10 protein-coding genes are annotated in these 12345 nt (G+C 48.8%); 3 read left to right on the top strand and 7 right to left on the bottom strand.

Annotation, left to right across the window (positions count from 1 at the left end; all coding sequences use genetic code 11):
- The first annotated feature begins 290 nt into the window (after positions 1 to 290).
- The 3 genes from IEX81_RS06775 (at position 291) to IEX81_RS06765 (ending at position 5299) form a co-directional block, all read left to right on the top strand.
- Positions 291 to 1814 (top strand): alpha/beta hydrolase, encoded by a 1524-nt coding sequence (locus IEX81_RS06775; RefSeq protein ID WP_188802316.1) that lies wholly within the window; start codon positions 291 to 293, stop codon positions 1812 to 1814.
- Positions 1815 to 2038: 224 nt separating this feature from the next.
- Entirely contained in the window at positions 2039 to 3562 is a 1524-nt protein-coding gene (locus IEX81_RS06770; RefSeq protein ID WP_188802315.1) for an alpha/beta hydrolase, read from the top strand.
- A gap of 201 nt (positions 3563 to 3763) precedes the next feature.
- Positions 3764 to 5299, top strand: coding sequence for an alpha/beta hydrolase (locus IEX81_RS06765; RefSeq protein ID WP_229727506.1), 1536 nt, complete (start codon positions 3764 to 3766; stop codon positions 5297 to 5299).
- 452 nt (positions 5300 to 5751) lie between these two features.
- Here the strand turns inward: IEX81_RS06765 and fabZ are convergent, their stop codons facing one another.
- The 7 genes from fabZ to IEX81_RS06730 form a co-directional block, all read right to left on the bottom strand.
- Positions 5752 to 6183: a 3-hydroxyacyl-ACP dehydratase FabZ gene (gene fabZ / locus IEX81_RS06760; RefSeq protein WP_188802313.1), complete on the bottom strand. Its 432-nt coding sequence runs from the start codon at positions 6181 to 6183 to the stop codon at positions 5752 to 5754.
- Positions 6184 to 6251: 68 nt separating this feature from the next.
- Complete coding sequence (locus tag IEX81_RS06755) at positions 6252 to 6593, bottom strand: DNA-directed RNA polymerase subunit beta (RefSeq protein WP_188802312.1); 342 nt, start codon at positions 6591 to 6593, stop codon at positions 6252 to 6254.
- Between the two features lie 19 nt (positions 6594 to 6612).
- Positions 6613 to 7470, bottom strand: a complete 858-nt coding sequence (locus IEX81_RS06750; RefSeq protein WP_188802311.1) for a flagellar hook-basal body protein — start codon at positions 7468 to 7470, stop codon at positions 6613 to 6615.
- A 77-nt stretch (positions 7471 to 7547) separates the two neighbouring features.
- The gene (locus IEX81_RS06745; RefSeq protein WP_188802310.1) at positions 7548 to 8363 is read right to left on the bottom strand and encodes a flagellar hook-basal body protein; all 816 of its coding nucleotides are present in this window, start codon (positions 8361 to 8363) and stop codon (positions 7548 to 7550) included.
- A 153-nt stretch (positions 8364 to 8516) separates the two neighbouring features.
- Positions 8517 to 9518, bottom strand: coding sequence for a rod shape-determining protein (locus tag IEX81_RS06740; protein ID WP_188802309.1), 1002 nt, complete (start codon positions 9516 to 9518; stop codon positions 8517 to 8519).
- A gap of 175 nt (positions 9519 to 9693) precedes the next feature.
- Complete coding sequence (gene spoIIID, locus IEX81_RS06735; protein ID WP_188802308.1) at positions 9694 to 9963, bottom strand: sporulation transcriptional regulator SpoIIID; 270 nt, start codon at positions 9961 to 9963, stop codon at positions 9694 to 9696.
- A gap of 984 nt (positions 9964 to 10947) precedes the next feature.
- Positions 10948 to 11961 (bottom strand): nuclease-related domain-containing protein, encoded by a 1014-nt coding sequence (locus IEX81_RS06730; protein ID WP_229727502.1) that lies wholly within the window; start codon positions 11959 to 11961, stop codon positions 10948 to 10950.
- Positions 11962 to 12345: the final 384 nt, after the last annotated feature.

The following is a 12345-nucleotide window of genomic DNA, read 5'->3' as shown; positions in this document are numbered from 1 at the left end:
TTTTATCGACTTTCCATATATCTCCCGTTCATTTTTACTAGTTAATTTCTTTTGTTTCATTTCAATATTTTATATAATAAGAATTAACCAAATCTGTACATTTTATGATGTATGTTCTTGAAAGGGTTTTTACTATTACGGTATTTGCATCTTAACACGGCACCCATTACATCATCGTTTCAACGGCGGTTCGTGAAAACTGTTGCGTGTTAATCGCCGGTGCACCGTCATCAAGCGGCGCTTTCCGGCCATCACTGAGAAAAAGGAATCAGATAAAGAGGATGAGCAAAATGGCGACATTGCCTATGAACGGTTATCATCTGCATTATTCGGTTCATATCTCTGATCGGAGCCGGCCGACGCTTCTGTTTATTCACGGGCTGACAATGGATGCCTCGGAGTGGAATCTGCTGGCGGATGGCCTCGGATCCGATGTGAATTATATTGTCTATGATTCGTTCGGGCACGGACGGACAGGGACAAACGGAACACCGCTGTCTCTCGAACTTCTCGTCTCAGAAGCGCTTGCCGTGATCGACGCTGCCGGAATCGGAAAGATTCACGTGGCAGGCAGCGGACTGGGCGGTAATATCGGTTTTGAACTGGCAGGGCGGCATCCCGAACGGGTCGCTTCACTCACGCTGATGTCCGCCGTCTTTTATCTGCCGGAACACGACTACAGCCGGATGCTGACCCTGATAAAACAGCTGGTCGACATTGATCGTGATCTGCTGATACAAAAGTTGATATTGGATAGTTTTCATATACCGACCGGCGAAAAATCGGCGCGATTTGAGGCGGCTTTCCGGCAGATTCCGGCTGAAGTGATTAAAAACGCCGTTGCGCTGCTCCAATCTACCTATTCCTCTGAGCGGTTCCACTTTGCTGAAGAGCTTGGCCGGTTGGCCGTGCCGACACTCGTTATGCATGGGGAATGTGATCCGATTTTTCCTCCGCAGCTGAGCGCGGTTTATTCAGCGTGTATTCCAAACAGCCGCTGGTACACGATCCCTGAAGCGTCGCGAATTCTGCCCATCGACCAGCCTGAGCTTACGGCTTTATATTTAAAAAAATTCATTTCGAGCGAAAGAGCGCCGATACCTGTGACGCCGATTCATGAGGAACTTTTCGGCGATTTCCGCAAAGTCGTGCGCAGCGGGTTTGACAGGCGGAAGAAGCGCCGTCATCGGCTCACCATGAATATCATGCACGACGTTGAGGTGATCTGGAACGGGCGGCCGGTTGAAGGAAAGTGGAATCAGCGCGGCGCGAAAGAACTGCTCCTGTTTCTGATCCTGCGGAACGGACTCGTCAGACGCGGGGAACTGATCGATACTTTTCTGTCCGATCTGCCGATTATCCAGGCAAGAAACAACTTGCGTGTTTGGCTCAGCCACCTGAATAAGATTTTTAATGATTGTTCCGATCCTTCAGTACGCGATATTCTGATCATCAATGAAGATGCGGTTGCCGTCAATGCGGAATTGGAGAGCGATTTTGGAAATTACATGAAACAGCTTGACCGCCTGTTGACCGGAAAAAAAACCCTGAATGAACGGGCGGTCACATTCATCCGTCTTTTGAGCAATTACGATCCGGCCAATTTTTCTTCCTTCCGCAGTGACTGGATTTTTTCGCTGACCGATAAAATCGAGGAAAAACTTGCGGACGCCATGGAGAAGCTTTTACCTGAACTGAAAAAGCACAGTATGATCGCGGCGATGCGCGAAATCCTGCAGGCTGGCAAACCGATTGAGCCGTATGACGGTTATTGCGATGATAAGCTGGCCGAACTGCAAAGCATGCCTCAGTAAGCCGCGGGTGTTTCCTTATAAAACAGGGTGCAGGCCTGCCTTGATTCGAAAGAATAATGGGCTGACGGTATGAAATCGAATTAAATCCACGCACAGCTGCCCGGAAAAAAGGTTGCCGGATCGCTGCGCCCGAAAGCAAACAATTCCCGATCTGATTTTCAGACAGGATCCCCCTGAATAGCCCCCCTGACGCGGAGAAAGAGAATCGGAAGGCGGTCATATTCTTGCCAACTCTTAAATTTACAGATTACGATTTGCACTACAATTGGCACCGGGCCGACGAAAATGCGCCGACCCTGGTTTTTATTCACGACCTCTGTCTCGATACCGGGATGTGGGAAGGGCTTCTCGCGCATTTGGATCGGGACTTCAACATTCTGACCTATGACTTTTACGGACATGGCCGAACGACGGAAGGACGTTCGCCTCTGTCTCTCGAACTGCTGTCGGTTGAGTTTCTGGCGCTGATCCACGAGCTGAAATTAAGCCGGATCCATCTGATCGGCTGCCGTTTCAGCGCCATTCTCGCTTTTGAACTGACACTGAACAGGCCCGAAGTCGTCGAATCGCTGACGCTGATCTCTCTCCCCTTTTATGTTCAAAAAAACGGCTATGATCATGAGGGAGCAACAAATATTCAACTGCTGAAACTTGACCGCAGCCTGTTTGAGAAAAAATATTTGATGGAAAGTCTCCATCCGGTTACCGTGTCCAAGTCCCGGACGGTTTCCCAAGCACTCCGCCGTGTTTCGGCCGACAATGTTATTGCCCCGATTGAGGAACTGATCCGAATCAATAATGAGCAGGATTTTGATTTGATCGGAAAACTGAAAAGCGTTCAGAAACCGGTGTTATTCCTGCACGGAGAGTATGATCCGATTTTTCCCGCGTCACTTGCCATGATTTTCAGCAATTATGTCTTCAACAGCCGCTTCATGGTGATTCCTGACGCTTCCTGCCTGATTCCGCTCGATCAACCGGAAACGGCCGCACATCTATTAAACCGATTTATAAGAAGCGACAAACCCCCTTCCCCTTTTACTCCGGGCAGTCGCAGGATTGTGCATACGTTTAACGAAATCATAGAAAAAGCTTATCAGCCGCAACCGATCCGCCGCCGTTTTTTGCGGATGGCGATTCTTGGCGAGGATACACACGTCTACTGGAACGGCCGGGAAATCGATGGCAAATGGAATCAGCGAAATGCGCGGGAGCTTCTGCTTTTCATGATTCTAAACCGGGGCGCTGTGAAACGGGACGTGCTGATTGATGCCTTTACACCGGAGATGGACCTTGATCAGGCACGAAACCGGCTCCGCGTCCAGCTGAACCACTTAAATCAAATATTCCGCAGCCAACCTGATGAATCGATTCATGATCTGATGATCGTCAGCCGCGATTCGATTGCGCTGAACGCCGATGTGCAGAGCGACGTTGGTGTATACCTTCACAACATCGAGGGCCTGCTCTGGGCGGACGAGCCTATTGCCTCGCGCAGCGAGTCCTTCCTGCGATTTCTTGAGGATTACCGGCCGGAGATGCAGAGATCTTTCCGGGCCGAGTGGACACGGCGGCTTTTTGATACCATGCAAAGCAAATTGTCCCAGATTATGGCCCAACTGCTAATTTCATTGAAAGATGATGGAGAATTCTCCGTCATGCGCCGTATTTTGAAAGCCGGCCGGAAAGTTGAGCCCTACAAAGGCTTTTGCGATGAGTGGTCCGATGCTCTGAGACACAAGAGATAGCGGCCCTTACGTGGGTTTTCGCTCATTTAAAGAAGCATTCATCCATGATGATGAGAAAGGTGCTTCAGTCTTAAAATCGCCTATTGGTCGGACATAAATCCCTGATTTCGCTTAAAAAAGCAGAACACTCTGTTTATCATTCTCCGGCACTTTTGACTTCCTCGACAAATCACTTTCAGATTGGAGGTCCTGGCATTGACGATGCTGGCCATTGAAGATTATAGGCTGTATTATAATTATCGGTTCATTGATTCTGATCACCCGACACTGTTTCTGATTCACGGGCTTTCGCAGGATTCCGAGTTATGGAATACGTTTATTTCCTATATTGATCCATCCTTTAATGTCGTCACCTATGATTTTTCGGGACACGGACAGACAACGCAAAGTACCGGTCGAGTGACTTTTAAATGGCTTATTCGCGAAGCGGTCACTTTGATCCATAAACTTCATCTGAAGCATATTCATCTAATCGGTAACTATTTTGGAGGCTTGTTGGCCGTTTGGATCGCCGAGCGCTGCATCGATAAAGTAGATTCATTGAGCCTTTTTTCCACACCTTTTTTTGTCCCGAAAGGTTCCTTCAAGCAGGAACTCAGGTACATGGGACACTTGATTCAGACGGACCGACCAATGCTCGGTAAAGTGTTCGCGATGCGGGCGGTACATCCGGCGACGCCAGCAAAGTCGAAATATATCCTCCGTTCATTCCATCACATGAGCACACGGATTTTTCTTGACATTCTTACCGAATGCGAGCGGGCTAATGATTTTTTTGAGTTCGCTGTTCTGGACAATCTACAGGCTCTCCATCTGCCCATTCTCTTTCTTTACGGCGAATACGACAATCTGATGCCGCAAAACCTGGCCATTGCTTTTACGGCGATGGTCCCGAACAGCCGCGGATTTGTCATTCCGGGCGCCGGCCGTCATTTTGTGATTGATGACCCGCCGGCCACTGCCAATCTTGTCAACAAGTTTATTCTTGAAGACCAGTCCCCTGTTCCAATGACCCCAATGTACGAAAATTACATGGATCACTTCAAAAAAGTGATTATGGAAGGGTACAGACAGAGCCTTCAGAAGCCGTGTGCTTTGCAGATTCAGGTCATGAGCAAGGATTTCAGAGTGACGTGGAAAGGTTTACCGGTCGAAGGAACATGGAATCAGCGTCATGCCAAAGAATTGCTGCTTTTTCTCGTGATGAACGGCGGAACGGTTACCCGTGACCAGATTATTGATATTCTGATACCCGAAGTGCCGGTCGTACAGGCAAAGAGCAGGCTTCGTGTTGCTCTCGCTCACTTAAACAAACTTTTTCGGGAACATTCCGATCCCTCACTGAGACACATTCTGATTATTAGTCGCACAGCGATTACACTGAACACTGAAGTTTCCTGCGATCTTACAGAATTTCTCGAATCCGTCGAACAACTGAAAAAAGGGGCCGCCTCCCTTTCCGATCAGGCGAAAGAGTTTGTCCATCTTACTGAGCTCTATCATCCTGAGTTCCTTGTTTCACTGGGCGGCGAATGGCTCAACGCATGTATTGAACAGTTGGACAGGGACCTCGGCCTGGCAATGAGAGAACTTATTCAACAGCTCCAAAATGAGGGTTTGAATGCGATGACTCGCTCCGTGCTGAGTGCGGGGAAAAACGTCGAACCCTATGAAGGATTCTGTGAGGACACCATGCGACTCCAGAATCATGGAAAGAATTTAAAAAATGCAAAGTGATTTTTCGAATTAACGGTGCTGCTGGGGCCACTCCGGATTGATTGATTTGAAAAACGCTCAGAAAGAGAGCGTTTGATTCTCCTTTTGGTCATAGCGTACTCACGGCCTTTCATGAAAAAGCTTACCCATGGGAGATCTAGGTGGGGTATGTTCCGGGGAATGGGTGACGAATGGTGTAAGCCGAATTTTGTAATCATGCTGCAGACAAGCGCCATACATAATCATTTCCCGGGAAAACTCGACGAAAACGGACAGAAGTTCCAATCGATCAGAATGCTTTTTGTATTTTCTAAAAAAATTGGCGGACTGTCGGCATGTCCCAAATTGGAATGTGACATTTTTATAGTAAAGATCCGCTTCAACCTGTACCTCTGTTATATAAATACTGCGACGCCTGTTCGAATCGCGCCGCAATTTGTTTCCCGTATGAGACGGAGTTGTCGCTTTATTGTTTATTCCGCTTTTTTTAGGGCAAACATCATTTCCACTTCGCAGGCAATTTCACCGTCGACCGTGGCCGTTCCTTTGGCTTTCGCGAATCCGCCGCGATAACGAAGAATTTCCGATTCCAGCCGGAGCTGGTCGCCGGGACGGACCTGACGCTTGAATCGACATTTGTCGATGCCGGCGTAAAGGGTCAGCATGCCCTGATTATCACCCTGGTGCAGGACGGCGATGCCGCTGACCTGCGCGAGTGCTTCGACAATCAGTACACCCGGCATGATTGGATAATCAGGAAAGTGTCCGGTGAAAAATGGTTCGTTGACGGACACGTTCTTGATGCCGACCGCCTTCTTTCCGTCCTCGACCTCAAGAATGCGGTCGACGAGCAGAAAAGGATAGCGGTGCGGCAGAATTTTTTTGATTTCATCTATTGTCAGCATGGGATTTGCGTCTGTTCGCCATCAGGAATCGATCACCTGATGGTGAACAGGTGCTTCTCTCCTTTCTGTTATTTCGTTTTCAAAAAGTCCAGGATGTGCTGCCATGTTCCTGGATAGAAGACAGCCCAGGGATTTGCGTGGCCGAGCACACCGTAGCCGAACATGGCGCCGGCGACAAGTGCGATAGCGGCGAGGCTGATCAGCACGATCAGCCTCTGCCAGATTGGGAAACGGGGTTTGTGATAGTTGAAAAACGGATTGTAAGCGGGTTTTGTTTCTTCCGGTTTTGTTTCGGCATCCCGCTCCGTTTTTTCAGCTTCCTGCATGGCGGCACGGACGGCCTGCCGTGTACCTTGTGTTGCGGCCGGCGCTATCTCCCGATTCAAATGACCCTCATTTTTGTTTGCCATCGTGTTCTTTCCTCACTCATCACTGCAGCAGGCTGTTCACAAGTCCGTCCATCTGGTCGCTCATTGTAACCGAACGGGCGGTCAGCTGATAATTGTGCTGCAAATTAATCAGATCGACCATTTCCTTTGTCGTATCCACATTTGAATTTTCCAGTTTTCCCTGGACAACCGAACCGTTATTTGCCGCAACCGGTACGACGACCTGGTTCAATCCGACACCGAGCCTGGCGAGATTAGGCAGTGTGTACAATCCGTTGCCCTGACTCTGAAGCAGCTGGGGCCGATTCACTGTCACCAGGCCCAACTGGCCGGCGGCAATTCTCTGTCCGCCCGGCATGACGGCCGTGATCGTGCCGGCATTATTGATCTGCAAATCGCTCCAACCGGCCGGGAGAAGGATCGGCTGGCCATTCGGATCAAGGACGGGCTGGCCGCTTTTCGTCAGGAGGCGGAGAACATTCGGATTTTGCGGATCAGGCAGAGCGTTGAACGCCCCGGCACGGCTGTAAGCCGGGGTCAGCTGGCCGTTCGCGCCGGTCATACCGATCTGGAAAAACTGATGATCATTTGTCAATGCCAGATCAAGCGGATTGCCGGTCTGCTGCAGCGAGCCCAGCGACAGATCCATTTGCGAGTCGCCGACCCGGCTGCCGGAGCCTATACGGATGCCTGCCGGAGTCAGACGGTTAGCCATGTCGACAGGATCCGCATTGGCATTGCCAAAACTGTTGATCTGCTGAAAAAGCAAGTCATTGAATTGGGCGTCCCGGCTCTTATAGCCGACTGTGCCCATGTTGGCAAGATTATCCGCCACGGTCGCCAGCTGCTGCTGAATCTGGCCCAGCGTAACACCTGATGCCATGAGTTGCTGATCCATGAACTTTTCCTCCCGGCTCAGTTAAATTTTTGCCTTCTATTATAATATAAATTATTCATTAGCAGGCGACTTCCCGGTCAATTGACTTTGCCGACATCATTAACCGCTTTATTGAGCGAATTGTCAAGAATCACCAAAACCTTCTGATTCGCTTCAAATGAACGATAGGCTTCCATCATATTGGTCATCGTCCCGTCCGCCGATACATTGGATCCTTCAAGAAAACCCTGTTTTATCTGATAATCGATACCCGCATTACCGGCAGCCGGTGGAAGGGCGCCGCCTCCATTGAGCCGGAACAGGCTCCCGCCCTCTTTGACGAGATTGTTCGTGTTGACGGCATAGCTGACGCCGATCTGGGCGACAGCTGCCCCGTTCACCATGATCGTGCCATCTCTGGCAACCTGAAATTGATCAGATGGAAGCTGAATCGGACGGCCGGCATTGTCCAGAACAAGATCGCCGGCGCTGTCCGCAAGCTGTCCGGTCGGATTGATTGTGAAGTGACCGTCCCGTGTGTACCTCACTGCTCCTGCAGGCGTCCGCACATTAAAGAGCAGCGCCCCTTCCTGAGCTCCCGTACGCGGATTGACGGGAAGGCGTGACGTAACGAGAGCGACATCGGTTGATTTTCCTGTCTGCGTCACCGTTCCCTGAGAAAAATCGGGCACAGTCTCATCCGCGTAGACGCCGGTCGCAATAACTCCGACATTTTGCGGAACCGGAACCCCTCCCCTGAGACTCTGAATGAGCATCTCCGGAAATGCGCGCAGCGTGCTACTGTCACTCTTATACCCGGGAGTATCCACATTGTTCAGGTTGTTCGATAATATTTCTTCGCGCTGCTGCTGTGCGAGCATTCCGGCCGCCGCCGTATACAATCCTCTGATCAAGATCCGTCACCTGCTTTTCAGAAAGCTTTCCAACGTCCATTTTGTACGTTATGGCCGCCGCATGACTTTTTTCGGTCAGCTTAAGCGGCTTTTCCGTTATTCTCTGTGGATCACATAACTTCGGTTCGTCTATGGAAGAAAAGCGCAGAGCAATCAGTTGGCTTTGCGCTTAGGGAGTTTATCCAGATGTTCAAGCATTTTTCCAGCGCCTTCTACGACACAGGTCATCGGATTGTCTGCCACAACAACAGGTACTTTCAGTTCGCTTGCGAGCAGCTGATCAATTCCGTGCAGCTGAGCGCCTCCGCCGGTCAGAATCACGCCGCGGTCGATAATATCCGCGGACAGTTCAGGCGGTGTCTGTTCAAGAACACTTTTTGCAGCGCGGACAAGTGAATTGACGGAGTCTGCCAGGGCTTCTTCAATTTCATTTGAATGGACAGTCAGCGTCTTCGGCAGTCCGGTCACCATATCGCGTCCGCGGATATCCATGCTTTCATCACGCGCATTTTTATAGACCGTACCAACTTGAATTTTTATCTGTTCCGCCGTCCGTTCGCCGATCAGCAGCTTGTACTTTCTCTTAATATAATTCAAAATTTCGCGATCAAATTTGTCTCCCGCCAGTTTGATTGACTGGGATGTCACAATGTCGCCCATCGACAGAACCGCGATATCCGTTGTCCCGCCGCCGATATCAATCACCATGTTTCCGCTTGGCTGAAAGATATCCATTCCGGCGCCGACTGCGGCCACTTTCGGTTCCTCTTCAAGATAAACCTGTTTGCCGCCGCTGCGCTCCGCCGCCTGGCGAATCGCTTTTTGTTCCACCGACGTAATGTGAGTCGGTGTACAGATCAAGATTCTCGGCTTCTTCAGAAAACCTTTGACGTTGATTTTATCAATAAAATGTGTCAGCATCATTTCCGTAATTTCAAAGTCAGCAATAACGCCATCGCGAAGAGGACGAATGGCCACTATATTGCCGGGTGTCCGGCCTACCATTCGCCTTGCCTCTTCACCGACAGCAAGCATCTGTTTCGTATCCGTATCTAAAGCAATGACCGAAGGTTCGTTCAAGACGATGCCCTGGCCTTTTACATATATTAGTACATTCGCCGTCCCAAGATCAATTCCGATGTCTCTTGAAAACACTGCATTATCCTCCCTGTCAAAATACCTAGTCGTAACCTAGGACAATTATCATTCATTATCCCATTTTATCATAAAAAGATTCAAACAGGGAGCGCGTCGAAAAAAACACACAAATTATTTTACAGTTTAACTTTACGTGAAAATCCGTACGTTCCGCAGGTTCCGCAGGCATTCTCTATGGCCTCACTGCCTGTTCCGAGTCCTTCTGGTACTTCAGTCTTGTTGCTTCCCCTCCCCGAAGATGGCGGATTGACTTGTGATAATCGAGCACGTTTTTTACCGCGTTTGCGAGTTCCGGGTTAATGTTTGGCAGCCGTTCCGTCAGATCCTTATGAACGGTGCTTTTCGACACCCCAAATTCTTTTGCAATCACCCGTACCGTCTTTTTTGTCTCCACGATATGCTTTCCAATCTTGATCGTACGCTCTTTGATGTAATCGTGCACACCACTCGCCTCCTGTTTTCTGAAGATGCGAAATGAGACATTTTTTGGAGGGAAACGGAAACCAAACGCTTTCTGCTCGTTCCAAGCCCGCCGCGCTCACCTCGAAACCCCGTTTGTGAGTTTGTAACATCTTATTAAACGAGTTCCGGTTATATGCCAAAAAGTCAATAGGGACAAGGGATCACGGGAATACCGGGCACACCAAAAGAAGAACTTTCCGATTGCGATCACCGGAAAAGTTCTTTGATGTTTAATGATGAGGGAATTTTCCGTTGGGATTTGGAGAGGGGAATTCCTTCGTTTTTGATTAAATGGGGAGAACTTTCCAATTCAATATGTGTTTCGGTTTGAGTTTTACGCGTTTCGGTTCATCTGTTAAATTTCGGTTCGTCTTTTACGGGGTTCGGTTTGACTTTCTTTAATTTCGGTTCGTCTTTTGCCAGTTTCGGTTCAACTGTTAAACTTCGGTTCAACTTTTACGGGGTTCGGTTCGTCTTCCTTTAATTTCGGTTCGTCTTTTACGCGTTTCGGTTCATCTGTTAAATTTCGGTTCAACTTTTACGGGGTTCGGTTCGTCTTCCTTTAATTTCGGTTCGACTTTTGCCAGTTTCGGTTCATCTGTTAAATTTCGGTTCAACTTTTACGGGGTTCGGTTTGACTTTCTTTAATTTCGGTTCGACTTTTGCCAGTTTCGGTTCATCTGTTAAATTTCGGTTCAACTTTTACGGGGTTCGGTTCGTCTTCCTTTAATTTCGGTTCGTCTTTTACGCGTTTCGGTTCATCTGTTAAATTTCGGTTCAACTTTTATGGGGTTCGGTTTGACTTTCTTTAATTTCGGTTCGACTTTTACGCGTTTCGGTTCATCTGTTAAATTTCGGTTCGACTTTTATGGGGTTCGGTTTGACTTTCTTTAATTTCGGTTCGACTTTTGCCAGTTTCGGTTCAACTATTTCAAAATTTTTCGTAACTACTTAAGATAAGCATTCATTTTTTCATCAAATGGATTTGATAATATTGATCAAGCCATTCATGTGACGGGCACTCATAGTAAAGGCCGCTTCCGGTACCCTGTCCTCTTGGCTGAAACTTCATATTCTTCAAGAGGCGTCTGACAAGCTGCCGGTCCTCGATCTTCAGGAATTCCCGGCATTGTTTGTTGGTCATGGTTGGACCAAAAAGGAGAAAATAATTGAGGATGGTCTGTTCGTGAGCAGTTTTTGAGCTGTGTCCGCACCTGTTGCAGATCCAGGCGGCGTACGAGCGGTTCATGAGGAATGAGTGACAATGCGGACAACGGACCCCGCGCTGCAGTTCATCAGAATGGATCCCGAATTTTTTCAGGACATCGATAGGCGGGTCCGTATGTTCCTGAAGCAAGGCTTGTTCAATTTGAGTCATCAGCTGACTGTCCTGCCGATCGTGACTGTACTTTTTAGTCAGTGTGTCGATTCTTGAGGTTACAAGTTCGGCATGAATGATTTTTTCGCTGATTTCCCGGATGTTGCCTGGACAAGCGACCATAGTTGATGTATAGGCGATAATGACGAGTGATTCGAGTGGAGGATGCGGCAGGTTGCGGGCAGTGAGCCATTTCGACAGCAGTTCGCCGTGACGTTTTACTTGAACAACCGGATTGGAGAATCCTTCACGTCTGTCACCGATGAGGCGGATCATCCTTTCTCCGCCCGATTCGAAAAGAAGCGTGCCGGAATAGTTTTTGACTTCCATGATTGAAGCGAATGTGTTTGTGAGAAAAAGTGCGTCGATTTGGAACACGTACTGTTCGAGGGTGAGACGGAGATCATAAAAAATACGGACATTGTCTTCATTGCGCATGTCGAGGTAGTAGCTGAAGTTTTGCTCGCCGCGCCAGCCGGCCTGAAGTTTCGCCAAGTCATCCTCGACGGTCGGACGTTTCAAATGGCCTTCGGGCAGATGGTCCAGCAACGCCTGGTCAGCGAGCAGCCGTAATGGAATCAATTGTTTCTTTGCAATCAATAGGCATCGTTCCTTCAATTGAGATAATGTTTTTATTCGCATTGCTCATGGAAAAATCCTCTCTGCAAGTGTGACGGTTTTTCAAACTTTGCAAGAGGAGGTACGACATTTTTTCGCCTCGGAAACTTCGGTTATCTTTCGGCACATGTTCAGGCCGGCAGATACCAGAATCCAGCTTACCGTGAATCTTAAACGGGACGAATGGGTTATTGGTCTATAAATTCAGAGCCAGCAACGCACTGCTGAAAGTTTCCACCGCTCCTGCGATATTCGGGACCAGTCCTTAAAAAAATTACAGGCGCCAGGACGGGCTGAGAGAAGCTTGCCCAGCCAGAAACATATGAAAAAAGCACTGTTCCATGCATCGTAAATGCTCTGAACCCC

The organism is Sporolactobacillus putidus (genome assembly GCF_014647035.1).
Lineage (GTDB): Bacteria > Bacillota > Bacilli > Bacillales > Sporolactobacillaceae > Sporolactobacillus > Sporolactobacillus putidus.
The sequence above is the reverse complement of the archived record's forward strand: the minus strand, read 5'-3'. Positions and strand labels throughout refer to the sequence as shown.

What these genes read in the sequence shown, in the direction of transcription:
- IEX81_RS06775 (WP_188802316.1), top strand. Translation starts at nt 291, where the DNA reads ATGGCGACATTGCCTATGAACGGTTATCATCTGCATTATTCGGTTCAT.
- IEX81_RS06765 (WP_229727506.1), top strand. Translation starts at nt 3,764, where the DNA reads ATGCTGGCCATTGAAGATTATAGGCTGTATTATAATTATCGGTTCATT.
- fabZ (WP_188802313.1), bottom strand. Translation starts at nt 6,183, where the DNA reads ATGCTGACAATAGATGAAATCAAAAAAATTCTGCCGCACCGCTATCCT.
- IEX81_RS06755 (WP_188802312.1), bottom strand. Translation starts at nt 6,593, where the DNA reads ATGGCAAACAAAAATGAGGGTCATTTGAATCGGGAGATAGCGCCGGCC.
- IEX81_RS06750 (WP_188802311.1), bottom strand. Translation starts at nt 7,470, where the DNA reads ATGGATCAGCAACTCATGGCATCAGGTGTTACGCTGGGCCAGATTCAG.